We start from the raw sequence: 25,445 nt of genomic DNA, 5'->3' as shown, positions 1-25,445 counted from the left end.
CGAACAAGGCCTCGCCGCTGTCATGCGTGACCCAGGCCCAACTTTCTCCAAACGCAAGTTCGACACGAGCAGCGGCGCGGCCCAGCGGGTCCATCATCACCAGGCGCTCTCCAGCCAGGCCGGTCGGCGCACGCTCAGCGTCGCATCACCGAGGCAAAGCGGCTTGCCCGCCTCCTCCAGCCGCAGGTGCACGATGGCATGATCACCGCGCCGGCTCCTGAGCTTGCCACAGGCGCGGCCGGCGTCGTCCTTCACCTCGATCGCGTCACCGGGCTCACCGGCCAGTGTGACCGGCACCAGCCGGCGCCGCACCTTGTCGCGGTGGTGCATGCGCGCGGTATTTTCCTGGCCGACATAACAGCCCTTGGTGAACGACACGCCGTCCAGCAGATCGGCGCCGGTTTCCAGCCACAACAGATCGTCACTGCCGATATCGTCGCTATCGGGCACGCCAATTGCCAGCCGATGCGCGTCATAAGCGTCCGCTCCGGCCGGCGCGCTGCCGGCCGTGCCAATCCAGCGGGTGCCCAATGCCGAAGTGCGCGCATCAACCGGTTCGCCGCCGGGCCAACTGGCCAGCACTGCCAGATCATCGCGCCGTACCAGCGTCACTGCCTTGCGCAGCTTGTACATGCTCAGCCGCTTGAGCAGAGCATCGGCCTTTTCAGCGGTCACATCGATCAGGATTGCACCGCCATCGCCGGCATGAAGATGGAAATCAAACAGCGCCTTGCCCTGCGGGCTGAGCAGACCGGCAAAGACCGCGCGGCCCGGCGCCACCAGCGCAACATCGTGGGTGATCAGCCCCTGCAGTAAGGCGGCCGCGTCTGGGCCATCGACAGCCAGCACGGCGCGATTTTCGAGGGAAATGGGGTTCATGAACTTGCAGATAGGCATTTGCGGCCACGCTGCCAATGCGGCAGGCCGATAAGGTGCGCGAAAGCCACGCGGCAGCGCTTGACTCCGGCAGCCATTTCCATCATTGGACCCGCCTTCGTCGCGGTGGCCATGCCTCCCGCGCGCAACCTGATTTACGCGGAACCGGAACCATGGCCAAGCCGACGACCATCAAGATCAAGCTCGTGTCCACTGCCGACACTGGCTATTATTATGTCACCAAGAAGAACCCGCGCACCAAGACCGAGAAGCTCTTGTTCCGCAAGTACGACCCGGTGGCCCGCAAGCACGTCGAATTCAAGGAAGCCAAGATCAAGTAAGCGCCGCTGCGCTTGCCTGATGGCATTAAGAGGGCTGGCGGCAACGCCGGCCCTTTTTGCGTTTGGTCGCGACGCCATCACCGCTTGGCAGCCCTCTCGGCAACCGTTAGGCAGCATGCGTGCTTCGCGACAAACCCTCCTCCGCTGATCCGGCCGTGCTGGCGCTGCAGGCGCTTGCCCATGTTGCTGGTGATGAGGACATGGGGCCGCGCTTCCTGGCGCTCACCGGCATGGATGCCGATGCCCTGCGCGCCAATGCCGGCAAGCCGGCCACGCTGATGGCGCTGCTCGATTATCTGATGGCCAATGAACATGATCTCGTCGCCACAGCCGAAGCCATTGGCGTGAAGCCCGAGGCGCTGGCCCTGGCGGCGCGCAAGCTGGGGAGTGACTGGTGAAGGCGCGTCCGCTCATCGTTTCCGATTGCGATGGCGTGCTGCTGCACTTCATCGCGCCGTTCGTGGATTATCTGCGCACCGTGCATGGCCTGACGCTCAGCATGGACAGCTTCGCACTCACCGGCAATGTAAAGCGGCCCGATGGCAGTGCGGTGGAACCCAAGGAATTCCCGCCGCTACTGGATGGCTTCTTTGCCGACTGGATGCACAACCAGCATCCGATCATTGGCGCGGCGGATTCGCTGGGGCAACTCGCCAAGGATTGCGACGTGGTGGTGCTCACTAACATCGCCGATCATCACGCGGAGCGCCGCACCATGGAACTGGCGCGGCTGGGCATGCCCTATCGCGTCATCGGCAACCAGGGCGGCAAGGGCCCGCCGATGCAGAAACTGCTCGATGAATTTCAACCTTCTGAGGCCATCTTCATCGATGATCTGCCGCCCAACCACACATCGGTAAAGGCGCATGTGCCGCATGTGCACCGCCTGCACATGGTGGCCGAAACCGAAGTGCGCCACCTGATCCCGCAATCACCCGATGCCCACGCCCGCCACGATGAGTGGCCGGCGATGCTGTCTCACATCGAAACCATCCTGAAAGGCTGACCAATGACTCCCGAACAGAAACTCGCCGATCTCGGCATCACCCTGCCCAGCGCTGCTGCGCCTGCCGCCAACTATGTGCCGACGGTGACGGCCGGCAATCTGATGCACATCTCCGGCCAGATCCCCTTTGCCGTAGATGGCAGCCTGATGAAGGGCCGGCTGGGCGATACAGTTGATGTTGCTTACGGTCAGGCTGCCGCGCGCCGCTGCGCTGTCGGCCTGATCGCCCAGATGAAGACGGCGCTGGGCGATCTTTCCCGCGTCAAGCGCGTGGTGAAGCTGGGCGTGTTCGTCGCCAGCCATCCCGATTTCACCGACCAGCCGGAAGTGGGCAATGGCGCATCCGATCTGATGGTCGAAGTGTTCGGCGATGCCGGCCGCCATGCCCGTGCTGCCGTGGGCGTGGCCGTGCTGCCACGCGGCGTGGCCGTGGAAGTGGACGCGGTTGTCGAGGTCGCCTGATGGCAGCTGTACCGGTGCGTGTTGTCGGAAAGGCCAGCGATATCCCGCTGGCCGATTGGAACGCCTGCGCCGGCCCCATCAACCCCTTTGCGCAAGGGGAGTTCTTCCGCGCGCTGGAAGATTCGGGCAGCGCTTGCAGCCGCACCGGCTGGCAGCCCGTCCATCTGGTTACAGATGGCGTGGACGGCCGCCCGGCGGGCATCATGCCGGCCTATCTGAAAACCCACAGCCAGGGCGAATATGTGTTCGATCACGCCTGGGCCGATGCGTGGGAGCGGGCGGGCGGCAGCTATTATCCCAAGCTGCAGGCCGCCTTCCCCTTCACGCCGGCCACCGGGCCGCGCCTGCTGCTGCGCGACGAAGCCGCTGGCCCGGCCCTGATCCGCGCGGCTGAACAGGTGACTGAGAGCAACAATTTCTCCAGCGCACACGCCACCTTCCTCACACCCGAACAGCAGATCATGTTCCGCGATGCCGGCTGGCTGATCCGCACCGGCGAGCAGTTCCATTGGCAGAACGAAGGATATCGCGATTTCGCCGATTTCCTCGGCGCCCTCTCCTCCTCGCGGCGCAAGATGATCCGCAAGGAACGTGAGCGTGCGCTGGCCGGCCTTGAGATCGTGCATCTCACCGGCAACGCCATCACGGAAGGCCATTGGGATGCCTTCTGGACCTTCTATCAGGACACAGGCGCCCGCAAATGGGGCCAGCCCTATCTGAAACGCAGTTTCTTCAGCCTCATTGGCGAAGCAATGGGCAGCCGCGTGCTGCTGATGCTGGCGCTGCGGGGTGGCAAGCCGATCGCCGGCGCACTCAACTTCATCGGCGATGAGTGCCTCTACGGCCGTTACTGGGGCTGCACCGAAGAGGTGCCCTTCCTGCATTTTGAGCTGTGCTATTACCAGGCCATCGAATGGGCCATCGCCAATGGCCGCGCCCGGGTCGAGGCCGGCGCACAAGGGCAGCACAAGCTGGCGCGCGGCTATCGCCCCACGCCAGTGATCTCTGCGCATTACATCCCCAACCCGGGATTCCGGCAGGCCGTGGCCGATTATCTCGCCCGCGAAACCCAGGCGGTGATCGAGGAAATCGAGTATCTGGATCAACATGGCCCATTCAGGCAGCCGCAAGCCTGAACCGTGCTAGTGTAGCCCATGCGACTCATGCTTCTGCTGGCCGTTCTGGCCACTCCCGCCACGGCGACCGAGGTGGTTCGTCTGTCTGACGCACAACGCGAGGCGGTGATCGCGGCAGCCGCCAACGGCCCCGAACGAACGCCGGTGCTCACCCCCGAACAAGCGAAGCGGCAATCGGTGCTCGATCGCTCGCTTTATCCGGAATTTTATCAGGACGGCGGCGGCGCCGTGCGGGATCGCAAGGTGCATGGCGAAATGAGCATGTTTGCCGGCAGCGGCGGCACCTTCGGCGTCAGCGGCACAGCCGTGGTGCCGGTGGGCGAAACCGGCACGGCTGCGCTTTCGGTGACGCAGGGCACCAGCCGCTGGGGCGGGATTTCGGGGTTCGGGTTCGGCTACAGCAGCGGTGATGCGCAGAATAATCTGCTGATCGGCAACAGCTTCAATGGCGGTTTCGGCGGCTATGGTGCCTTTGGCAGCCCGTTCGGCAGCCCCTGGACCACCCCTTATGGTCAGACCTGGCAGCCGGCCCTGCGGATGCGGCGGCGCTAAATCGGCTGCCCTGCGGCGTCGACCCACAGATCTTCCGGCAACGCCCGCACCCGCACGCAGCGGCGGCCATCTTCGGTGTAGGTGATGATATCGGTGGGCGCACGCGTGCCCACCACCAGCAGGCGCGCCGGCTGATCGCTCGCATTTTCAAGATGATGCCCGGCGGCCACCCCGGCCGCAAAGGTCGCGGCATCGCCGGGCTGCATCGGCGTCACCACCCCGCCTTCGTGCAGCAGCAGGCTACCCTCCAGCAGCAATAGCATCTCGTCTTCACGGGCATGCCAGTGATTGCGTGACGTGGATGCCCCCGGCGGGATGGTCTGAATCAGCGCGCCGAGCTGTTCGAGCCCATCTGGCCCGCTGATCCACTGCGACCGGATGGTGCCGCCGGGCGCATCCTCATTCTCGGTTAGCATCGCGTCCGGCCTGATCAGCGGCATGGGTCAATCCCTCAGTGCAGGGCAATATTGTCGATCAGCCGCGTCGCGCCGATCACGCCGGCCACCATCAACCGCGCACCCGGCGCCGGCGTGCCCAGGCTGTGCAGCGTCTCGCCATCCACAAGTTCCAGATAATCCAGCCGCACGAAACCGGCGGACTTGACGGTGCGCTCACCGGCGGCCAGCGCCGCGGCCACCGGCATGCCGCCAAGAATCGCAGCGCGCGTCGCCTGCAGGGCTTGCGGCAGCGCCAACGCGCGTTGGCGTTCGTCAGCCGAAAGATAGGCGTTGCGGCTGGACAGGGCGAGCCCGTCATCATCGCGCACGATGGCGCAGCCGTGGATTTCGGTGCCGATATCCAGATCCGCCGCCATGCGCTTGACGATGGCCAGCTGCTGCCAGTCCTTCTCCCCGAACACCGCCGCATCGGCCTGGCACGCGCTCAGCAACTTGGCCACCACGGTCGCCACGCCGTCGAAATGCCCCGGCCGCACCCGGCCGCACAGCAGGTCAGGCAGACCGCCCACGCGCACGAAGCTGGCAAAGCCCGGCGGATACATTGTGGAAACATCGGGGGCATAGAGCAGGCTGCACCCAGCCCCAGCGAGCTTGACGGCATCGCCCGCTTCATCGCGCGGATAGCGGGCCAGATCCTCGTTCGGCCCAAACTGCTTGGGATTCACGAAGATCGAGGCGACCGCGACATCGGCCAGTGTGAGGCCTTTCGTCACCAGCGCCAAGTGGCCGGCATGCAGCGCGCCCATGGTGGGCACGAAGGCAACGCGCTTGCCCGCCGCCTGCCAGGCCCGCACCTGGGCGCGCAATTCGGCGGGCGTTCGCACGGTAGGCAGCGTGTTGGTCATGCAGTCTTCACCAAGGAGCACCCGCAAGGGGCGTTGACAGGCTGGCGGCGCTGTGGGCGATACGGGTTCGGAGTGCAAGCCAGAACAAGGGATAATCGTGACTGCTCATGTGATCGTGCTCGCCAATGAAAAGGGCGGCACCGGCAAATCGACCACCGCCGTGCATATCGGCGTTGCACTGGCGCTTGCCGGCAAACAGACCGCGCTGATCGATCTCGACAGCCGCCAGCGCACCTCCACCCGCTATCTGGAAAACCGCTGGAACCACGCCCAGCGTCACGGCATCACCCTGCCCGGCCCGGCTGCTGTGGTGGTGGCCGATGGCGACGGCGCGGAAGCCGAACTGGCGATGCGCTTCCAGCAGGCGCGCGGCCAAGATTTCATCGTGGTCGATTCGCCCGGCCGCGATTCGGCGCTGGCCCGCGCCGCCATGGCCCACGCCGACACGCTGGTGACACCAATCAACGACAGTTTCGTCGATTTCGATCTGATCGGCGAAGTGGACGGCGACACGTTCGAAGTGAAGAAACCCAGCTTCTATGCCGAAATGGTCTGGGAAGCCCGCACCCGCCGTGCCCGTGAAGAAAGCCGCCCGATGGATTGGGTGGTGCTCAGGAATCGCCTGTCCACGCTTGATGCCCGCAACAAGCAGCGGGTGGGCGCGGCGCTGGATTCGCTGTCGAAACGCATCGGTTTCCGTGTGCTGCCCGGCCTTTCGGAACGCGTGATCTTCCGCGAATTCTTCCCACGCGGTCTCACCCTGCTTGATCGCGCCGCGCTCACCGATTTCTCACTCTCCCACGTTGCCGCCCGCAACGAATTGCGCGCCCTCATCGCCGGGCTGAACCTGCCCGGCGGGATCGAGATGGCGGCCTGATGGGCCTTGCCCTGATCGTCGTGCTCGGGCTCGCCTGGTGGCTTCACCAGAAGGGCCGGCTGCTGCCCAATCTGATGCTGTATGGCGGTCTTGGTGTCGCCGGCCTGCTGGCCGTTCGCTTCCTCTCCAGCGGTCGTTTTGTGCCGGCCGCGCTTGTGGCGGCGGGCGGCTGGGCGTGGTGGATGTGGAATCAGCAGAGTGGACAGGCCAACGGCGAACTGGCGCAGGCAGCGCGGCTGCTCGGCGTTGCCCCCGATGCCCCGTCCGAAACCATCTGGCAGGCGTGGCGCCAGGCGATGACCAGCGCTCACCCCGATGCCGGCGGAACGGCCGAAGCCGCCCAGGCCCTTACCGCCGCGCGCGACCTGTTGATCATGGCGGCCGAAAAACGCCGGGACTTGGGCGACTGAGCGCCTGATGGCCGGCCACAACTTCCATCCCAGCCTGCTGCGCGCCTACGATATTCGCGGCATCGTGGGCGACACCCTGACCGAGGCCGACGCCACTGCCGTTGGCCGCAGCTTTGGCACCATGTTGCGCCGCGCTGGCGGCCGCACCGTCTGCCTTGGCCGCGACGGCCGGGTCAGCAGCCGCAGCCTCGCCAACGCGGTTGCCGATGGGCTGGTGGCGGCTGGTTGCGACGTGATCGATATCGGCCTCGGCCCATCGCCGATGCTGTATTTCAGCGTGTTCGAACTGCGCGCCGATGCTGGCCTGATGGTCACCGGCAGCCATAATCCGCCCGATTGGAACGGCATCAAGATGATGCTGAACAGCGGGCCCTTCCATGGTGCCGATATTCAGGCGCTTGGAACCTTGGCAGCAGCGGCCGATTGGGAGACTGGCGAGGGTTCAGCCCGCACGGTTGATGTCATGGATCGCTATGTCGATGCGATGCTGGCCGATTTTCGCGGAAGCGCCTTCACCATCGCGTGGGATTGCGGCAACGGCGCCGCCGGTCCCGTGGTCGAACGGCTGACCCGTCTGCTGCCCGGCACCCATCATCTGCTGTTCAGCGACGTGGATGGCCGCTTCCCCAATCACCACCCCGATCCCACGGTGGAAGCCAATCTGGCCGATCTGAAACGCGTGGTGCGCGAACAGGGCTGCGATTTCGGCGTCGCCTTCGATGGCGATGCAGACCGGATCGGCGCGGTCGATGGCCAGGGCCGCGTGGTGTGGGGCGATGAGCTGCTGGCCCTGTTGGCCGAACCGGTGCTGCGTGAACTGCCCGGCAGCACCATCATTGGCGACATAAAGGCCAGCAAGGCCCTGTTCGATCGCATCGCCGCTCTGGGCGGCGTGCCCGACATGTGGAAAAGCGGCCACAGCCTGATGAAGGCGCGGCTGCTGGAACTTGGCGCGCCGCTGGCCGGCGAAATGAGCGGCCATATCTTCTTCGCCCACCGCTGGCACGGCGTGGACGATGGCATATTGGCCGCCGTCCGACTGATCGAGGCGGTGACCGCGCTGGGCGGCTCGCTGACAACGCTGAAAGACGCGATGCCAGCCATGATCAACACGCCGGAGTTCCGCTTCCCCTGCCCCGAAACCCGCAAGTTCGCCGTTGTTGCCGAAGTGCTGGCCCGGCTGAAGGCTGAGGGTGCCCGCGTGAACGAGATCGACGGCGCCCGCGTGATGCGCGCCGATGGCTGGTGGCTGCTGCGCGCCTCGAACACGCAGGATGTGCTCACCGCCCGCGTCGAAGCCAAGGACGCCGCCGCCTTGGCCCGCCTGCTGGCCGAGATGAATGACCAGCTTGCCCTGTCCGGCGTGGCGCCCGTCGCCGCCAGCCACTGACGGAGCGGGACAACACACCCCTTCCCCCGTTCCCACCAATCCCCTAAGTCGCTGAAGCATGAGCATCTGGGCGACTTTGGCCGGCACGGCACTGGGCCTGGTGATCGGCGGACCCTTGGGGGCACTGGCCGGCGCGGCGGCGGGTGGTGCCGTGGATGCCATGCGCGCCCGCGCTACCAACCCTGAACGCCGCCGCGTCGCCTTCTCCATCGCCGCCATTGCACTCGCCGCCAAGATGGCCAGCGCCGATGGCAACGCCAGCGCCGCCGAATTCGCCACCTTCCAGCGCCTGTTCCATGTTGATCCGGCCGAAGCCGGCAATGCGCGGCGCTTCTATGATCTGGCCAAGGGCTCGATGGCCGGCTTCCAGGCCTATGCCATCCAGGCTGCCGATCTGCTCGGGCAGGGTTCGGCCACGCTGGAAGATCTGCTCGATGCGCTGTGGATGATCGCGGCGGTGGATGGCTTTCACGAGGCCGAGCTGGCCTTTCTGGGCGAAGTCGCCACCATCCTGGGATTTGATGAAGCAGCGCAAGCCCGTATCCGCCGCCGCCACCTCGCGCCGGCTGCCGATGATCCGTGGGCGGTGCTGGGGGTGGAACCGGGTGCCGATGCCACAGCGCTGCGCGCCGCCTATCACGCGCTGGTGAAACGCTATCACCCCGATCGCGCGTTGGCCGAAGGCGTGCCGTCCGAATTCATCCGCGTGTCGGAACTCAGGATGGCCGATATCAACGCCGCCTATGACCGGCTGACCGGAAGACGGCGATGAAACCCCTGCATCTTGCCATGATCCTCGCCATCGATGTGGTGTGGGGCTGCAATATCGTCGCCGTGAAGGAAGGCGTGATGAGCGCCGGGCCGTTCACGGCCGTGCTGCTGCGCTATGTCGTCGCCACGGCCGTCTGCCTGCCGTTCCTGCGCTGGCTGCCGGGGCGGATGGGGCTGATCCTGCTCGCCGGTTTTGTGTCCGGTGCGCTGTTCATGTCGCTGGGCGCGGTGAGTTTCGCAGTGGCCGACAATATTTCGGCGCTGTCCATCGTTGGCCAACTCGGCGTGCCGTTCAGCCTGATCCTCGCCGTCATCTTCATGAAGGAGGAAATCCGCTGGCCGCGCATCACCGCCATCGCCATCTGCTTCCTGGGCGTGGTGGTGATGGGCTTTGATCCGGCGATCGCCAACGAACGCATCGGCATCCTGCTCACGGTTGGCGCGGCCCTCAGCTGGGCGGCGGGTAACCTGTTGTTCCGAAAACTGCAGGGCGTGTCGGTGCTGGTGATCCACGGCTGGCTTGGCATTGTCGCCATTCCGATCATGACCACGCTGGCCTGGACGTTCGAACCCGCCAAACTGGCTGCCATCCCCGATCTGCCACTCAGCACCTGGGGCTGGATCGCCTATTCTGGCCTCATGTCCAGCATTGTCGGCCATGGCGGGATGACCTGGCTGTTCCAGCGCTACCCGGTCGCCGTGGTCTCGCCGCTCACCCTGCCAACGCCGCTGATATCGGTCGCCATCGCGGTGGCGGTGTATGATACGCCGATCACCGGCCAGATGATGGTGGGCGGGCTCTTGACGCTGGTTGGCGTCGCCATCATCACCATCCGCACCGCGCAACGCCGTGACAGCGACATGCCGGTGGAGCCGACATGATTCAGCGCGCCAGCCCCAATTTCAACGACCGGCAACTGCCGATCGGCATCCTCGTGCTGCACTACACCGGCATGCAAAGCGGCACCGAAGCCATCGACTGGCTGGCCAACCCGCAGTCCGGCGTTTCCGCCCATTATGTCGTCGCCGAAGACGGTACGGTGCTGCAAATGGTCGATGAATCCAAGCGCGCCTGGCACGCCGGCCGCAGCTGGTGGCGCGGCGTGACGGACGTGAACAGCGCCAGCATCGGCATCGAGATCGTTAACCCCGGCCACGAATATGGCTATGTTCCCTTCCCCGCCGCGCAGATGGACGCGGTCCACGCGCTGGTCGCCGAGATCGTCGCGAGGCACAGCATCCAGCCGGCCAATGTGGTGGGCCACAGCGACATCGCCCCCACCCGCAAGGAAGACCCTGGCGAGCTGTTCAACTGGCCCCGCCTCGCCCGCTCCGGCCTTGCTGCCGCGCCAAAGCCCTGCATGGACCCGAACTGGGCCGACATGGGCTTCATGGCCGCACTGGGCCGCTATGGTTATGATGTGTTCGCGCCGCTTAAGGCCGTCATCGCTTTCCAGCGCCACCACCGCCCAACAAAGTTTGACGGCGTGATCGACGCGGAGACCCGCACGATCTTGCGCGGGCTGTTGCTGGCGGAAGGACTGTAGAAAAAAGCGGCCGGCGCCCGAGGGAGCACCGGCCGAAAGGGTTCCGCTGATGGCTCAACAGGGGGAAGGCCATCAGCGAAGTGGTTGCTGGCAGGGCTGCCAGCCAGCGGGCCGGTGAAAATGGGGGCCGACCCGACACGTTGACTATGCCGTCAGCGCATCAACATTGCAATGCTGTAATGTTGATGCGGAGTGTTTTTACACTGCGCCCGGCTTGCGCGCGCCCAGCGGCAAATCATGACCGCCAAAATCCAGGGTGGACTTGGATATCACGCTGCCCAGCGCGTCAACGATCAGCCGCAGGCGACGTTTGTCGGTGGCGAAGGTCAGGCGGAAAGTGCCGAAATCCTCGTCCACGCCGGCTTCCACCCACGAGGTGATGAGGCGCCCGGCCAGCATCGGCTGCACCTGTTCCGGCAGAAGTTTCAGCCCTTCGGCGATGGTTTCCGCCGAGACCGTGAAACTCTCACCACTGCCTTCGATTTCGATCATGCCGCTGCCTGTGGCGCGAATCGCCGCGTCATGGCAATGGCAAAGCGCGATCACGTCGTTGGGCGACCGCGTCAGGTGCAAATCTGCCGAGGAAAGTCCGGGCTCCACGGAACGCGGTGCCGGGTAACACCCGGCGGCTCTGGTTTCGGCCAGAGTCAGGGACAGTGCCACAGAGAAGAGACCGCCGATGGCTCTGGCAACAGAGGACAGGCAAGGGTGAAACGGTGCGGCAAGAGCGCACCGCGCGATGGGCAACCAAAGCGGCACGGCAAACCCCACCGGGAGCAAGACCGAATAGGGATGGCGCGCAGAGCTTGCTCTGCGGGGCAGGAACCGGCCCAGTCATCCGGGTTGGTTGCTGGAGGCGGCGGGTAACCGCCGTCCGAGAGGAATGGTCGCCCAGGGGTGAAAGCCCTGGACAGAACCCGGCTTACAGGCGGCGTGATCGCATCGCAGCCTAACCCGTCACCCGCTCCGCAACAACGCCACCCCCGCGTCGCGCTCGAACAGATACAGCAGCACCCGCGCCGCCTGCCCGCGCGGCCCCGCCAGCCCGCCATCACGGTCCAGCAGCAACCGCCCGTCATCGCGCGCCATCGTCACATATTTCTGCACGCGTTCGGGATCAGCAAAGCGAAAGGCCTCCTCCCCCGATTGCCGCGTACCCAAGATCTCGCCGGCGCCGCGCAGCTTCAGATCTTCCTCGGCAATGCGGAAGCCATCGTTGGTCTCGCGCATCAGCTTCAGCCGGCTGCGCGCGGTTTCCGACAATTCCTCCCCGCGCAGCAACATGCAGACGCTGTGGCCTGCCCCGCGCCCGACCCGCCCGCGCAGCTGGTGGAGCTGGGCCAGACCGAAGCGTTCGGCTGCCTCGATGATCATCAGCGTGGCGTTGGGCACATCCACCCCCACCTCGATCACCGTGGTCGCCACCAGCACCGCCAGCCGCCCGGCAGCGAACTCGGCCATCACCGCATCCTTGTCCGGCCCCTTCATCTTTCCATGAACTAGGCCGACCTTGCCTTCCCCCAGCCGCCCTTTCAGGAACGCCGCGCGGGTGGTCGCTGCAGCTTCATCCGCATCCTCGGTGCCATCGACCAGCGGGCACACCCAATAGGCCTGGCCACCGGCTTCGACATGGCGGACGAGGCCGGCGGCGACATCCTCGAAACGGGCGGTCACCCGCGTTTCGATGGGCTGGCGGCCGGGCGGGCGTTCATCGATCTGGCTCTGGTCCATTTCGCCGAACCGCGTGAGCGCCAGACTGCGCGGGATGGGGGTGGCGGTCATCGCCAGCACGTGCGGCGGCACCCGGCCTTTCTGCGCCAGCAGCAGCCGCTGCGCCACGCCAAAGCGGTGTTGTTCATCGACCACCACCAGGCCGAGATCGTGATAATCGACCGCCTCCTGGAAGATGGCGTGGGTGCCAACCAATATGTCGATGCGCCCCGCCGCCAGATCGGCCAGCAACGCTTCCCGCGCCTTGCCCTTGTCGCGGCCGGTGAGCAGTTCGATGCGCACTGGCAGGCCGGCAGCCAGCTTGGTGAGCGTCGCCATATGCTGGCGGGCCAAAATCTCCGTCGGCGCCAACAGCGCGGCCTGGGTGCCGGCCTCCACCGCGGTCAGCATCGCGATCAGGCCGACCAACGTCTTGCCCGATCCCACATCGCCCTGCAGCAGCCGCAGCATCGGTTGGGCCTGCGCCATGTCGCCGGTGATTTCGCCGATCACGCGGCTCTGCGCCCCGGTCAGCTGCCACGGCAGGCTGGCCATCAGCGGCTGCACCAGCCGGCCATTGCCCGCCAATGCCCGCCCGCGCCGCGCCCGCGTATCGGCCCGCACCAGCAGCAGCGCCAACTGATTGGCCAGCAATTCGTCATAGGCGAGTCGGTCGCGCCCTCTTTCCATCCGGTGTGCGGCGAGGAGCGATTCGGTGAACGACGCCCAACTGTAGCGTTCGATCACGCTCGGTTCGATCCACTCCGCCAGCACCGGCACCCGCGCCAACGCCTCGGCCACCAATTGCCCCATGCGGCGGTTGGTGACGCCCTCAGTCAGCGGATAGACCGGCTCGCGCAAACCGGGCGGTGCCGCGCTGTCCATCGCCAGCACTTCCGGATGGGCGATCTGCAGTTTCTGACCGTACCGATCCAGCTTGCCGATCACCCGCTTTTCCACGCCGATCGGCAGCTTGGCCTGCGCCCAATTGGCGGTCTGGCCAAAGAAGGTCAGGTCCACCCACTGGCCGCCGCGATCCACCGCCGCCACGCGCAGCGGGCTGCGCGGGCCGCCGCGCTCGTGGCGGGCCGGCGTCAGCGGCACCACGATGGGCCGGCCCACCATGGTTTCATCCACCGTATCCACCGCCAGCCGGTCGATCACCATCGTCGGCAGGTGGAACGCCAGGTCGAGCGCCCGGCTTATCTTCAGTCGCGCCAATTGCCGCACCTGCGCCGAACCGACGCCCTTCAGCGCGGCCACTTCGGCGAACAGGGGGTTGAGGATGGCAGGGCGCATGATATGGCACCGTTGATAGCACCGCGCTGGCCGTTTGAAACGCCCGCGCGGCATTTGCGTTTGAAGGGCCTGGCCATGAACGACAACCAGATCGATCCGTGGGACCTGCGTACCAAGGAATCCGATCTGGTGGTCGGCGGCTTCTTCGACCGCTACCACGCCAGCTGGACCGAAGCCGATCTGGCCTGGTTCGAGATCCTGCTGGAAGAGCAGGATGTCGATATCCTGGCCTGGGCCTTCGGCACCGCCGCCGTTCCGCCCCGGCTGGAGGGCGCGCAGATGCAGCTGCTGAAGAAGCTCGATTTTGTCGAAGTGACGAAATGATCGATCTGCCGCGCTTCGTCGAAGCCGCGCGGCCGGTGACGCTGGCGCGCTGTGCCGGCGGCTATCTGCCGTGGCTGATGGCCGACGTGGCGCGCGCCGCCAAGGGCCGCGCCTGGTTCATTGCGGCTGATGAAGCGCAGGCCCGCAGCGTTGCGGAAGCCGCCGCCTATTTCGCACCCGAAATCGCCATCACCATGCTGCCGGCCTGGGATTGCCTGCCTTACGACCGCGCCTCGCCATCGCTGAAGGCCGCCGCCGAACGCGTCGCGGCGCTGGCGGCACTGGCTGAACCGCAACGGGGCGCCGAACTCGTCGTCACCACCGTCAACGCCATCAGCCAGCGCTGCCTGCCCCCCACCCGCATCGCCAGCCTGTCGGCGCGGCTGAAGCCCGGCAGCCGTATCGATCGCAACAGCCTGGCGCTGAAGCTGGCCGCCAATGGCTTTGTGCGCGTCGATACCGTGGTCGAACCCGGCGAATATGCCCTGCGCGGCGGCCTGGTGGACGTGATGCCATCCGGCGAGGAGTTCGCGCTGCGGCTCGATTTCTTCGGCGACGAGATTGAATCCATTCGCCGTTTCGATCCCGCCACCCAGCGCAGCTTGGGCCCGGCGGACGGCTTTGACCTGCTGCCGGTCTCCGAAGTGCTGCTGGATGCCGACCGCATCCGCGCCTTCCGCTCTGGCTGGCTCGACAAGTTCGGCGCCACCGCGACAGGCGATCCGCTGTATGAAGCCGTCAGCGACGGGCGGCGCCTGGCTGGCATGGAGCACTGGCTGCCGCTGTTCGAGCCCGATCTCATCACCTTGTTCGACTGGCTCGCCGCCGACGACGTGGTGGTGCGCGACGCTGGGGCCGACAAGGCCGCAGCCGATCGTTTCGACGCCATCAGTGACTATCACGAGAACCGCGTCGCCGCGTTGAGTCAGAAAAAGGGCAGTTACCGCCCGCTAGCCCCCGATGCGCTCTACCTCACCCGCGAGGAGTGGGCCGAGCGGCTCACCGCCCACGCCGTCCACGGCACCAGCTCGCATAGCGTTGCGCCCGGCACCTTGTTCGCTATCGATTGCGACGCCGTCCCAGCCCGCGATTTCGCGCCGGAACGCGTCGGCCAGGCCAATGGCGGCCCGCCGGTCTACACCGCCATCAAGGCCCATATCGAAACCCGCCGCCGCGAAGGCGACCGGGTCATCCTGGCCAGCTATTCGAACGGCGCCCGCGAACGGCTGCGCGGGCTCCTGAGCGATGAAGGCGTCGAGCGCCTCGTCACCGCCGATCACTGGCAGGAAGCCCAAGGTTTGGCCGCATCCGGCCAGATCGTGCTCACCGTGCTGCCGCTCGATCACGGTTTCACCAAGATTGACCCGCGCGGGCCGCTGACCCTGCTCACCGAGCAGGACATGCTGGGCGATCGCTTGGTCCGCAAAGCGCGCTCGGCGCGCAAGGCCGATGCCTTCCTCGCAGAACTGGCGATGCTCACGCCCGGCGATCTGATCGTCCACCGCGATCACGGCATCGGCCGCTACGACGGGCTGCTGGCCATCGCCATCGGCGGCAAGCCGCACGATTGCGTGGCGCTCACCTACGACGGCGGCGACAAGCTGTATGTGCCGGTCGAGAATATCGACGTTCTCACCCGTTACGGCAGCGATTCCGAAGGCGTCGGCCTCGACAAATTGGGCGGCGTCGCCTGGAGCACGCGCAAGGCGCGGATGAAAAACCGCATCCGCGAGATTGCCGGCGAATTGCTGGCCACCGCGGCGGCACGAGCCCTGCGCGAAGGCGAACCGGTGCAGATCGACAGCCACGGCATGGCGGCCTTCGTTGACCGCTTCCCCTATGCCGAAACCGATGATCAGCTCAAAGCCATCGGCGACGTTGTCGACGATCTCACCTCCGGCCGCCCGATGGACCGACTGGTGTGCGGCGATGTCGGCTTCGGCAAGACCGAAGTGGCGCTGCGCGCGGCCTATGCTGCCGCCATGTCCGGGATGCAGGTGGCGGTGGTGTGCCCCACCACCCTGCTGGCGCGGCAACATAACCAGAGCTTCCGTGAACGCTTCACCGGCCTTCCGCTTGAAGTACGGCACCTGTCGCGGCTGGTGAATGCCGCCGACGCCAAATCCTGTCGCGAAGGCCTGGCCAACGGAACGGTGGATATCGTCATCGGCACCCACGCCGTGCTGGCCAAATCGATCGAGTTCAAACGGCTGGGACTGGTCGTCGTGGATGAGGAACAGCGCTTTGGCGTCGTTCACAAGGAACGGCTGAAGGCGCTCAAGGCCGATGTGCACATGCTCACACTCACCGCCACGCCGATCCCGCGCACGCTGCAGATGGCGCTGACCGGCCTGCGCGAGATGTCGATCATCGCCACCCCGCCGGTCGATCGCCTCGCCGTCCGCACCTATGTGAGCCCGTTTGATGAAGTGGTGATACGCGAGGCGCTGCTGCGCGAACATTATCGCGGCGGGCAAAGCTTCTTCGTGGTGCCGCGCATCGCCGATCTCGCCGATATCGAACAGTTCCTGCGCGAACAGGTGCCGGAGGTGAAGCCGATCACCGCCCACGGCCAGATGGCGCCATCCGAAGTGGAAGAACGCATGAGCGCCTTCTACGACAAGCGTTATGACGTGCTGCTCTCCACCACCATCATCGAATCCGGGCTCGACATCCCGTCCGCCAACACGCTGATCGTCCACCGGGCGGACCGGTTCGGCCTCGCCCAGCTCTACCAGATCCGCGGCCGCGTCGGCCGCGGCAAGACCCGCGCCTATGCCTATCTCACCACCGCCGCCGGGCAGACCATCACCGAAGGCGCCGAAAAGCGGCTGCAAGTGCTCTCACAGCTCGACACGCTGGGCGCCGGCTTCCAACTCGCCAGCCACGATCTCGATCAGCGCGGCGCCGGCAATCTGCTGGGCGACGAACAATCCGGCCATATCAAGGAGATCGGCTTCGAACTTTACCAGTCGATGCTGGAAGAGGCGATCCTGGAAGCCCGCGCCGAAGCCGCCGGCATGAAGCCGCCCGCCGAAGCCTTCAGCCCCCAGATCACCGCCGAAGTGCCGATCCTGATCCCGGATCATTACGTGCCGGACTTGAACGTGCGCATGGCGCTCTACCGCCGCCTCAACGAGATCGACAGCCGCGCCGGCATCGACAGCCTTGCCGCCGAAATCATCGACCGCTTCGGCAAGCTGCCATCGGAAGTCGAAAACCTGCTCTCCGTTATCGAAATCAAGCAGGCTTGCATCACCGCCGGCATCGCCAAGCTGGAAGCCGGCCGCAAGGGCGGGCTGGTGACGTTCCGCGACGACCGCTTCGCCAACCCCGATGCGCTGATGGACTACATCACCCGCCTTGGCGAACGCGCCAAGGTGCGACCGGACCAGAAACTGTTCATCGCCGCTGACTGGGGCGACGATCGCACACGGTTGAAGGGCGCACTGGCCATCGCATCGGCCCTGAGCAAGCTTGCGGCCGGCGCCAAGCTGAAACCCGTGGCGAAACCGGCAGCAAAGCCGCTGCCACCGCCAAAGGCGCCGATGCGGCCGGCGGTGTTCAAATCGAAGTTCGGCAAGAGATAGGATGCCTCCCGCGGGCAGGGACTCGTCCCTGCACCCATTCGATTTTGGGTGCGCCCGAAGGGCACGGACCGATCTGGCGCCGCAGGCAACTGTGCATTTGCCAAGCCGGTAAGGCCCGGCTGTGATGGGCGATTTTCGATTGCCGCCTTCGGCAGCGCGACCAACCGGTGAAATAGGGTGCTACCCCAATCGAACGGGTGCAGGGGCCTCGCCCCTGCCCGCCGGAGGCCTTTCTACCTTACGCCACGCTGCTCTTGAATTTGCGGCGGTTGCAGAAGGCCGTGAGCGCCGTCTGGTCAAGCGGCGGGGCGACGCAATAGCCTTGCACCCACTGGCAGCCGGCGGCGCGGGCGGCGGCCAACTGAACATCGTCCTCGATGCCTTCGGCCACCACGGTGAGGCCGAGGCGGCGGGCGGTGGCGATCATGCCTTCCACCACGATGCGTTCGCGTTCGCTGCCTGTCAGGCCCTGCGCAAAGCTGCGGTCGAGCTTGATCGTGTCCACCGGCAGACGGGCGAGGCGGGCGAGGCTGGAATAACCGGCACCGAAATCGTCCAGCGCGATGCCCACGCCGTCGCGGCGGAGCAGGGACAGCGTGGCCGCCGCCGCATCAAGATCGTTGATGATGGCTTCCTCGGTCACCTCGATCACCAGCCGGCGCGGCGACAGGCCCGAGGAAGCAAGGTCTTTCGCCAGCGAATCGATGAATTCGGGATCGGCCAGATCGGCCGCCGTCACGTTCAATGAAATCTTCAGATTGGCCAGCGCCCCGGTCCATGCCGCCGCCGTGGCGATGGCGCGCGAACGGATATGGCGCCCCACAGCCAGCGCCAGTTCGGCCGAGGCCGCGGTTTCCAGCAGCGTGACAGCCGAAAGCCGCCCATGCAGCGGGTGATCCCAGCGCGACAGCGCCTCCACCCCGCCCACCACGCCATCAGAAAGGCTGGCTTGCGGCTGGAACAGGATGGTGATGCCGCCATCCTTCAGCGCGCCGAACAGATCGGATTCCAGATCGGCGCGCCGGGCCAGCGCCTCACGGTCGCTTTCCTGGTGAAAACGGGCCACCGCGCCGGGTTCACGCCCGCGCGCATCGGAAAGCGCGATGGAGGCTTCACGCAGCAAGGCGGTGGCCACGCTGGCCGGATCGCCATCCATGCTGCCATCATCCCAGGCGATGCCGGCGCGGCCCGAAACATGGATCAGGCGATCATCGATGGCAAAGGGCCGTTCGAAGCCGCGCAGCATCTGGCGGGCCAAGCGCTCCAGCTTTTCGGCCGCGCCAGCACCAGAGATGCCGATCGCGTATTCCGCCGCAGTCAGCCGTGACAGCAGGCGCAATTCACCCACGGCCGTGCGGGCATCGGCAATCGGCCCCAGTCGTCGCGCGATTACCGCGAGCAGACGATCGGCGACATCGCGGCCATAGATGGTGTTGATCTGGGCAAAGCGGCCGACCCCGATAACGATCACTCCGCACGGGATTTCCGCGGCCCGCTGTTCGGCCAGCCAGTTTTGCAGGCGTTCGGCGCTGGCCAGGCCCGTCAACCGGTCTACCTCACCGGAATCCGGCGGCAAGGGCGCAGCGGCGGCGGCGGCCAGGCGATCGGCATGGCGGCCGGCAAGGTGCAGCGCCGTTGAAAAACTGTCGGACCCGAAGGGGGAGACCATCACCGACGTCGCGCCGGCATCGCGGGCGGCGCCGGCGGCATCGGCATCATTGCGGGACAGCAGCACCAGCATGGCACCGCGCCGGCCTTCCACCGCCGGGCCCAACGCCTGCGCCACGGCCAGACCTGCCGCTAATGCGCCGCGTGCATCCACCACCACTACCCGCACCGGTTCGGCGGCAAAGCGGCCGGCTGCCAGTTCGGGGCGGCGTTCTACACGCGGGGCCTGGCCAGCAGACGCAACAAGCGCCGCCACGTCATCCGCGTAGCGGGGTGATACGATCAATACCGGTTCGGCGTTCATTGCGCCCATGACGTCCAGAACCTGCCCCTGCTGTACGCTCTATACTACATGCCTCGATGCCGCGTTACTCTGTGCCTGTCCAGCCCGACAATCAAGCGGCTGCAAGGTTGATGCGAAAAGCGCTTGCCAACCGATGCAGGCGTGCCACAGGTTTTCCCGATGTTTGGCGATGGCAACAGCGTGGCAAGCGTGCCGACAGCGGCAACCCGGCCGCTGGTCGATCCCTTCGGCCGCGCCATCACCTATCTGCGCGTTTCGGTGACCGATCGCTGCGATTTCCGCTGCGTCTATTGCATGGCCGAAGACATGACCTTCCTGCCGAAAAACGAAGTGTTGAGCCTGGAAGAGATCGACCGGCTGGCCAGCGCCTTCATCCGGCGCGGCACCCGCAAATTGCGGCTGACCGGCGGCGAGCCGCTGGTGCGGCGCGGTATCATCGATCTGGTGAACAGCCTTGGCCGCCATCTGAAGAGCGGTGCGCTGGAAGAACTCACCCTGACAAGCAACGGCAGCCAGATGGCCCGCCATGCCGAGGCGCTCTTCGCCGCCGGGGTGCGCCGCGTCAACATCAGCCTCGACACGCTGGACGCTGAAAAATTTGCCCGCATCACCCGCTGGGGCCGCCTGCCCCAGGTGCTTGATGGCATCGCCGCTGCCAAGGCGGCAGGCCTGCAGGTCAAACTCAACACCGTGGCGCTGGCGCATGAAAATGCCGGCGAGATCGAGGCGCTGATGCAATATGCCGCCGCCGGTGGTCATGATCTGACGCTGATCGAAACCATGCCGCTGGGCGAGATCGGTGAGGACCGGGTCGATCAATATCTGCCGCTGTCCCGCGTGCGTCGCGATCTGGCGCAGCGCTATACGCTCATCGATCTGCCGCACCGCACCGGCGGCCCGGCGCGCTATGTCTGCGTTGAGGAGCTTGGCCTGCAACTGGGCTTCATCACGCCGCTTACGCACAACTTCTGCGAAAGCTGCAACCGCGTACGGCTGACGGCGACCGGGCAGTTGTTCATGTGCCTGGGCCAGGATGACCAGGCCGATCTGAAAACCGTGATCCGCCGGGTCGCTACTGACGAAGCGGCCGTCGATGCCGCCCTCGATGAAGCCATAAGCCGCAAGCCCAAGGGCCATGATTTCGTCATCGACCGGCGCGGGGCCCGGCCCGCCGTGGCCCGCCACATGAGCCTGACCGGCGGCTGAGGACGACCAGACAATGAAGCTCGCGCTTATCGTTTCCGACAGTCATGTCGCTCGCGCGGCCGGCGACGCGCTGCGGGCAAAGTACGACTTCGTACAAGTGCGAGAGGCCGATGTGGTGGTGGCACTGGGCGGCGACGGCCATCTGCTGCACTGCCTACACGAAGCCATGACGCTCAAGGCGCCCAAGCCGATGTTCGGCATGAACCGCGGCACGGTGGGTTTCCTGATGAACGACTTCAAGGCCACGAAGCTGGAAGACCGGGTCGCCGCCGCCAAGCCGTTCGTTCTCCACCCGCTGCAGATGACCGCTACGACGACGTCGGGCGAAACCGTCACCCACCCGGCGATCAACGAGGTGTCTTTGCTGCGCGAAACCCGCCAGACCGCCAAGATCGGCATCATCATCGACGGCAAGACGCGGATGGAAGAATTGATCTGCGATGGCGTGCTGGTGGCGACGCCGGCCGGCTCCACGGCCTACAATCTGTCTGCAAATGGCCCGATCCTGCCATTGGAAGCCGATCTGCTTGCTCTCACGCCGATCTCGCCGTTCCGGCCCCGGCGCTGGCGCGGTGCGCTGCTGCCGGCGGCCAGCGTGATCGAATTCGAGGTGCGCGAGGCCAAGAAGCGCCCGGTGTCGGCCGTGGCCGATCAGATGGAAGTGCGCGACGTTGCCCATGTGAAGGTGGCGATCGACCGCAGCATCAGCCTGACCCTGTTGTTCGACCCCGAATATGCCCTGGACGACCGCATCAGCCTAGAACAGTTCGCTTCTTAGAATTTTGCCCTTGGCAATCCCTTCTCCCCTCGCTAAAGGAGCGCTCCCACGCTGTTCCTCGGTAGCTCAGCGGTAGAGCATTCGACTGTTAATCGAATGGTCGTAGGTTCGATCCCTACCCGGGGAGCCAGCGTGGGAAGAGCGCCGCCAGAGGCCGCGCCGTGGCAACCCGCCCTTTCATTCCATTCGTCGCAACAGCTGGCTGCATCCCAGTCAGGCACGCAACATCTGCGCCCGATGCGCCCCATTGTAGGGCCCAGGGCCATTCCACCTGCGGTAAAATGGCCCAGGCATTCATGCTGACCCTGTGATCATTACCGATTTATGACCGTGCGCCGACCCATGCGTCATTTGACGTATGGCAGCGAGGGGACAAAGCGAGGCTCTGCACCGCTCCCGCTCTCTAGTCAGCAGGCGGGCAGCAGCGGCCAGGCGCCATCAAACAAGGGTCAGTTTCATGAAGCAGTCGCGAGGGCCAGCAGGCTTGGGTTACACGTCGATGGCGGTCCTGGCGGCCGCACTGGCAGCGGTTCCGGCCGCAGGCCAGCAGGCCGCTGCGCCGGCCGATCCGGTTGCCGTTGCCGCCAATGCGGCCGGGGACGCGCCGGCCCCCAGCGAAATGGTCGTGACCGGTTCGCGCATCGTGCGCGACGGTTCAAGCGCACCGGTTCCGACCACGGTCGTCACCATGGAGGACATCGTCCAGCGCAACCCGATCAACATCGCCGACTATGTGAACCAGTTGCCGGCGATCGGCCAGGGCCAGTCGCCGCGCGCCACCACCCAGTTCGTCAACGCTAACGGGGGCGCCAACCAGATCAACGCCCGCGGCCTGGGCATCAACCGCACGCTGGTGCTGCTCGACGGTCGCCGCGTTGTCGGTTCGGGCCTGCTGCCGGCGGTTGACGTCAACATGCTGCCGCAGAACCTCGTCAAGCGCGTTGACGTGGTGACCGGCGGTGCCTCTGCTGCCTATGGTTCGGATGCCGTTGCCGGCGTCGTCAACTTCATCCTTGATACCGATTTCAAGGGCCTGAAGGGTCAGATCAACTATGGCCAGACCGACCGCAACGACGGCCGCACCATCAGCGGCGACTTGGCGTACGGCACCCAGTTCGCCGGCGGCCGCGGCCGCCTGCTGCTGAGCGGCAACTATGCCAAGAGCGCCAGCATCCGGATGTCGGACGGCGACCGTGACTGGTTCCAGCCCGGCCTTCGCACCCTCAACAACCCGAACTGGACGGCCACCAATGGTGAGACCGGCCAGATCGTGCGCACCGACGTTGGCCTCGTCAGCACGCCGGGCGGCGTGATCGCCGGCGGCCCGCTGGCCGGCATCAATTTCCTGCCGGGCGGTGCCACCGGCCAGTTCCAGTTCGGCAACATCACGCAGGGCTCGTTCCAGTCCGGCGGTTCGGTGGAGCCGGCCAGCATCCGCGCCGCGCTGCTCCCTGACCTGGAATATTACAGCGTCTACGGCCGCCTCAGCTATGACGTGACCGACAACATCACCGCCATCTTCGAGGCGAACTACGGTGGGAACAGCACGAACAACTGGTCCGCCTATTACAACCGCAACGGCACCGGCGGGAACGGAGCGCTGCTGATCCAGCGCGACAACCCGTTCATCCCAGTGACCGTGCGGCAGGCCATGGACACGGCCGGCGTTACCTCGTTCCGCATGAACCGACTGTTCTACGACATGGTCAATGGGCCCGGCCAGAATCCTGGCGATGCCGGCTACAACCGCACCCAGAGCCGCCTGCTGTTCGCGCTGGAAGGCAAGTTCGCCGACAGCGGCAAGTGGCGCGCCTATTACCAGCGTGGCCGCAGCGACGTCTCGTACACGCGGGACAACAACATCGTCGTCAGCCGCTTCAACCAGGCGGTGGACGTGACCGGCAACCCGGCCGTGGGCGGCGTCGCCGGCGTGGCCGTGGGTGCCCCGGTCTGCCGTTCCACCCTCACCAACCTGACCAACGGCTGTATCCCGATGAACGTGTTTGGCGAAGGCTCGCTGGGTGCCCAGTCGATCGCCTGGGTCACCGGCGCCGCCGACGGCTTCCGCACGCGGCAGGATCTCGACATCGCGCTGGACGTCTACTCCATCGACGCCCAGTACAGCCCCTTCTCCACTTGGGCTGGCCCGGTCTCGATCGCGGCGGGCTTCGAATATCGTGAAGAATCGTTCGTCGCCACCTCGGACGCCCAATCGCAGTCCCGCATCTGGTTCGTCGGCAACTTCCAGCCCGGCGGCGCCGGTTACAACGTGAAGGAAGGTTTCGCCGAAGTGCTGGTTCCGCTGCTGAAGGATTCGGCGGTCGGCGATCTGGAACTGAACGGCGCGGTTCGTCGCACCGATTATTCCACCAGCGGTGCGGTGACGACGTGGAAGGTGGGCGCTGCCTATCGCTTTGGCGATCTGCGCCTGCGTGCCACCCGATCGCGTGACATCCGCGCGCCGAACCTCAACGACCTGTTCGCGCCGCAGAGCACCTTCGTGAACCAGTTCCAGGATCGCAGCCTGCCGAATAGCCCGACGGTGCCGTTTGTGACTCTGTCGGGCGGCAATCCGCTGCTGACGCCGGAAATCGCTGACACCTGGACGGTGGGCGGCGCCTACCAGCCGAGCTGGGCGCCGGGCCTGACCGCCACGGTCGACTGGTACAACATCAAGATCAAGGATGCGATCTTTGGTGTCGGCGGCCAGCTGCTGCTTGACCTGTGCTACGGCTTCAACCGCCCGGCCAGCCCTGCGGCCTGCCAGTCGATCATCCCGGTCGCCGGCAGCACCGGCCTCGCTGGCGCCACGCTGCTGACAGGCGGCATCAACGCCCAGAACGTTGAAGTCGAAGGCATCGACTACGAGCTCAGCTACCGCACCCAACTCAGCAACATCTCGGCCAAGTTGCCGGGGGCGCTGACCTTCCGCGTGCTCGCCTCGCAGCGCCTCAAGGACCAGACCAACCTTCCAGGCGACACCACCCCGCCGACACTCGGCACGCCAGGCAGCTTCAAGTGGCGCGGCTTCGGTTCAGCCACCTACTCGGTGGGTTCGAGCCGCACGACGATTACTGGCCGTTACCTGGGCCCGGGTGTTGTCAGCAACCTGGGACCGACCGAGCGCAACGGCCTGCCGACCGAGTGGAACAATCTGCCGGCCGTATGGTACTGGGAACTGTCGCAGAACGTCGACGTGAAGATCGGTGGCCGCACGGTGACCCTGTTCGCCGTGGTGGAAAACCTGTTCGACAAGGACCCGCCTCCGACCCCGAACAACGGCACCTCGTTCGGCACCTCGCCGGTCTATGACCTGCTGGGCCGCAGCTATCGCATGGGCCTGCGCTTCAAGATGTGATGCCAGGGTGCGGCCCCGGCCCCCGGTACGTAACCGGGGGCCGGGGCACGCCCCAACATGCTGCTCTGAGGATCAATGCTGGCCCGTTGCAGATGGGCCACACTGCTGTTTTTTGCGCACGGAAGCGGCCGCGAAGGCGGCACGATGAGCCTCCCGATGCTTGCACAGCACGCGCAACTGTTACATCGCCACGCCACGTGAACGGCCAGCGCAGGCCGTCATGCAATTGGATCGGGGGGCGCAGTCATCGCCATTGGGGAATCAGTGCAGGCGACGCCGCCGCAGCGTACGCCGTTGTATGCGCAGCTTTATGTGCAGGTTCTGGCCGCCATCATCATGGGCGGGCTGATCGGCCATTTTGCGCCTGAAACCGGCGTGGCGCTGAAGCCGCTGGGCGATGGTTTCATCCGGCTGGTCAAGCTGATCATCGCGCCGGTGATCTTCCTCACCATCGTCACCGGCATTGCCGGCATGCGCAATCTGGGCAGCGTGGGCCGCGTTGCCGGCAAGGCCTTCGCCTATTTCCTGTTCTTCTCC

The 25,445-nt window shown here is 65.8% G+C and carries 24 protein-coding genes, 1 tRNA gene and 1 other RNA gene; 20 read left to right on the top strand and 6 right to left on the bottom strand.

Annotated features, from left to right (window positions below):
* Nucleotides 1–96: 96 nt before the first annotated feature.
* Complete coding sequence (locus RT662_RS10725; protein WP_313670697.1) at nt 97–879, bottom strand: folate-binding protein; 783 nt, start codon at nt 877–879, stop codon at nt 97–99.
* 170 nt (nt 880–1,049) lie between these two features.
* Between RT662_RS10725 and rpmG the strand changes: the two genes are divergently transcribed.
* The 6 genes from rpmG (at nt 1,050) to RT662_RS10695 (ending at nt 4,373) form a co-directional block, all read left to right on the top strand.
* Entirely contained in the window at nt 1,050–1,217 is a 168-nt protein-coding gene (gene rpmG / locus RT662_RS10720) for a 50S ribosomal protein L33 (protein ID WP_017668361.1), read from the top strand.
* A 119-nt stretch (nt 1,218–1,336) separates the two neighbouring features.
* The gene (locus RT662_RS10715; RefSeq protein WP_313670696.1) at nt 1,337–1,615 is read left to right on the top strand and encodes a DUF3572 domain-containing protein; all 279 of its coding nucleotides are present in this window, start codon (nt 1,337–1,339) and stop codon (nt 1,613–1,615) included.
* Nucleotides 1,612–2,223, top strand: coding sequence for an HAD family hydrolase (locus RT662_RS10710; protein WP_313670695.1), 612 nt, complete (start codon nt 1,612–1,614; stop codon nt 2,221–2,223). Before RT662_RS10715 ends, RT662_RS10710 begins: the two co-directional genes overlap by 4 nt.
* 3 nt (nt 2,224–2,226) lie before the next feature.
* Nucleotides 2,227–2,685 (top strand): RidA family protein, encoded by a 459-nt coding sequence (locus tag RT662_RS10705; protein ID WP_313670694.1) that lies wholly within the window; start codon nt 2,227–2,229, stop codon nt 2,683–2,685.
* The gene (locus RT662_RS10700; protein ID WP_313670693.1) at nt 2,685–3,821 is read left to right on the top strand and encodes a GNAT family N-acetyltransferase; all 1,137 of its coding nucleotides are present in this window, start codon (nt 2,685–2,687) and stop codon (nt 3,819–3,821) included. Before RT662_RS10705 ends, RT662_RS10700 begins: the two co-directional genes overlap by 1 nt.
* 18 nt (nt 3,822–3,839) lie before the next feature.
* Entirely contained in the window at nt 3,840–4,373 is a 534-nt protein-coding gene (locus tag RT662_RS10695) for a hypothetical protein (protein WP_313670692.1), read from the top strand.
* On the opposite strand, the gene RT662_RS10690 is transcribed toward RT662_RS10695, so the two are convergent.
* On the bottom strand, nt 4,370–4,813 hold the full coding sequence (locus RT662_RS10690) for a cupin domain-containing protein (protein ID WP_313670691.1): 444 nt from the start codon (nt 4,811–4,813) through the stop codon (nt 4,370–4,372). The two genes, RT662_RS10695 and RT662_RS10690, sit on opposite strands and share 4 nt — an antisense overlap.
* Nucleotides 4,814–4,824: 11 nt before the next feature.
* Nucleotides 4,825–5,676, bottom strand: coding sequence for a pantoate--beta-alanine ligase (panC, locus tag RT662_RS10685; RefSeq protein ID WP_313670690.1), 852 nt, complete (start codon nt 5,674–5,676; stop codon nt 4,825–4,827).
* A 91-nt stretch (nt 5,677–5,767) separates the two neighbouring features.
* Between panC and RT662_RS10680 the strand changes: the two genes are divergently transcribed.
* Genes RT662_RS10680 through RT662_RS10655 form a run of 6 tightly spaced genes read left to right on the top strand, consistent with a single transcriptional unit; the run spans nt 5,768 to nt 10,671 of the window.
* Entirely contained in the window at nt 5,768–6,553 is a 786-nt protein-coding gene (locus RT662_RS10680) for a division plane positioning ATPase MipZ (protein ID WP_409530166.1), read from the top strand.
* A complete protein-coding gene (locus RT662_RS10675) occupies nt 6,553–6,963 on the top strand; it encodes a hypothetical protein (protein ID WP_313670689.1) in 411 nt (136 codons plus the stop codon). Before RT662_RS10680 ends, RT662_RS10675 begins: the two co-directional genes overlap by 1 nt.
* Before the next feature lie 7 nt (nt 6,964–6,970).
* The gene (pgmG, locus tag RT662_RS10670; protein WP_313670688.1) at nt 6,971–8,353 is read left to right on the top strand and encodes a phosphoglucomutase/phosphomannomutase PgmG; all 1,383 of its coding nucleotides are present in this window, start codon (nt 6,971–6,973) and stop codon (nt 8,351–8,353) included.
* A gap of 58 nt (nt 8,354–8,411) precedes the next feature.
* Entirely contained in the window at nt 8,412–9,125 is a 714-nt protein-coding gene (locus RT662_RS10665) for a DnaJ family molecular chaperone (protein WP_313670687.1), read from the top strand.
* On the top strand, nt 9,122–10,006 hold the full coding sequence (locus RT662_RS10660) for a DMT family transporter (RefSeq protein ID WP_313670686.1): 885 nt from the start codon (nt 9,122–9,124) through the stop codon (nt 10,004–10,006). The genes RT662_RS10665 and RT662_RS10660 overlap by 4 nt, the downstream gene beginning before the upstream one ends.
* Complete coding sequence (locus RT662_RS10655; RefSeq protein WP_313670685.1) at nt 10,003–10,671, top strand: N-acetylmuramoyl-L-alanine amidase; 669 nt, start codon at nt 10,003–10,005, stop codon at nt 10,669–10,671. The genes RT662_RS10660 and RT662_RS10655 overlap by 4 nt, the downstream gene beginning before the upstream one ends.
* Before the next feature lie 198 nt (nt 10,672–10,869).
* Here the strand turns inward: RT662_RS10655 and RT662_RS10650 are convergent, their stop codons facing one another.
* The gene (locus RT662_RS10650) at nt 10,870–11,163 is read right to left on the bottom strand and encodes a DUF6522 family protein (protein WP_313670684.1); all 294 of its coding nucleotides are present in this window, start codon (nt 11,161–11,163) and stop codon (nt 10,870–10,872) included.
* 50 nt (nt 11,164–11,213) lie between these two features.
* Here RT662_RS10650 and rnpB point away from each other — a divergent pair.
* Nucleotides 11,214–11,612: RNase P RNA component class A (gene rnpB, locus RT662_RS10645), an RNA gene on the top strand.
* Nucleotides 11,613–11,628: 16 nt separating this feature from the next.
* Here rnpB and recG read toward each other — a convergent pair.
* On the bottom strand, nt 11,629–13,680 hold the full coding sequence (gene recG / locus RT662_RS10640; protein ID WP_313670683.1) for an ATP-dependent DNA helicase RecG: 2,052 nt from the start codon (nt 13,678–13,680) through the stop codon (nt 11,629–11,631).
* Nucleotides 13,681–13,683: 3 nt separating this feature from the next.
* Between recG and RT662_RS10635 the strand changes: the two genes are divergently transcribed.
* Both RT662_RS10635 and mfd read left to right on the top strand, forming a co-directional pair.
* Nucleotides 13,684–14,004, top strand: a complete 321-nt coding sequence (locus tag RT662_RS10635; RefSeq protein WP_313670682.1) for a succinate dehydrogenase assembly factor 2 — start codon at nt 13,684–13,686, stop codon at nt 14,002–14,004.
* Entirely contained in the window at nt 14,001–17,594 is a 3,594-nt protein-coding gene (gene mfd / locus RT662_RS10630; protein ID WP_313670681.1) for a transcription-repair coupling factor, read from the top strand. Before RT662_RS10635 ends, mfd begins: the two co-directional genes overlap by 4 nt.
* 238 nt (nt 17,595–17,832) lie before the next feature.
* On the opposite strand, the gene RT662_RS10625 is transcribed toward mfd, so the two are convergent.
* The gene (locus tag RT662_RS10625) at nt 17,833–19,575 is read right to left on the bottom strand and encodes a GGDEF domain-containing phosphodiesterase (protein WP_313670680.1); all 1,743 of its coding nucleotides are present in this window, start codon (nt 19,573–19,575) and stop codon (nt 17,833–17,835) included.
* Between the two features lie 150 nt (nt 19,576–19,725).
* Here RT662_RS10625 and moaA point away from each other — a divergent pair, with 150 nt between their 5' ends.
* The 5 genes from moaA to RT662_RS10600 all read left to right on the top strand — a co-directional run.
* On the top strand, nt 19,726–20,772 hold the full coding sequence (gene moaA, locus RT662_RS10620) for a GTP 3',8-cyclase MoaA (protein WP_313670698.1): 1,047 nt from the start codon (nt 19,726–19,728) through the stop codon (nt 20,770–20,772).
* A gap of 13 nt (nt 20,773–20,785) precedes the next feature.
* The gene (locus RT662_RS10615; RefSeq protein WP_313670679.1) at nt 20,786–21,550 is read left to right on the top strand and encodes an NAD kinase; all 765 of its coding nucleotides are present in this window, start codon (nt 20,786–20,788) and stop codon (nt 21,548–21,550) included.
* A gap of 55 nt (nt 21,551–21,605) precedes the next feature.
* A tRNA-Asn gene (locus tag RT662_RS10610) sits at nt 21,606–21,680 on the top strand.
* A gap of 327 nt (nt 21,681–22,007) precedes the next feature.
* Nucleotides 22,008–24,908 carry a TonB-dependent receptor plug domain-containing protein gene (locus RT662_RS10605; RefSeq protein ID WP_313670678.1) on the top strand — a complete coding sequence of 967 codons (2,901 nt, stop codon included), beginning with the start codon at nt 22,008–22,010 and terminating at the stop codon, nt 24,906–24,908.
* 264 nt (nt 24,909–25,172) lie between these two features.
* Nucleotides 25,173–25,445, top strand: a 273-nt coding sequence (locus RT662_RS10600) for a cation:dicarboxylate symporter family transporter (protein WP_313670677.1), incomplete at its 3' end; no start/stop codon positions are given.

Source organism: Sandarakinorhabdus sp., assembly GCF_032115815.1.
In the GTDB taxonomy this organism is placed as follows: Bacteria; Pseudomonadota; Alphaproteobacteria; order Sphingomonadales; family Sphingomonadaceae; genus Sandarakinorhabdus.
Note: the sequence above shows the minus strand (reverse complement) of the source record. Positions and strands in the feature narration are given on the sequence as shown.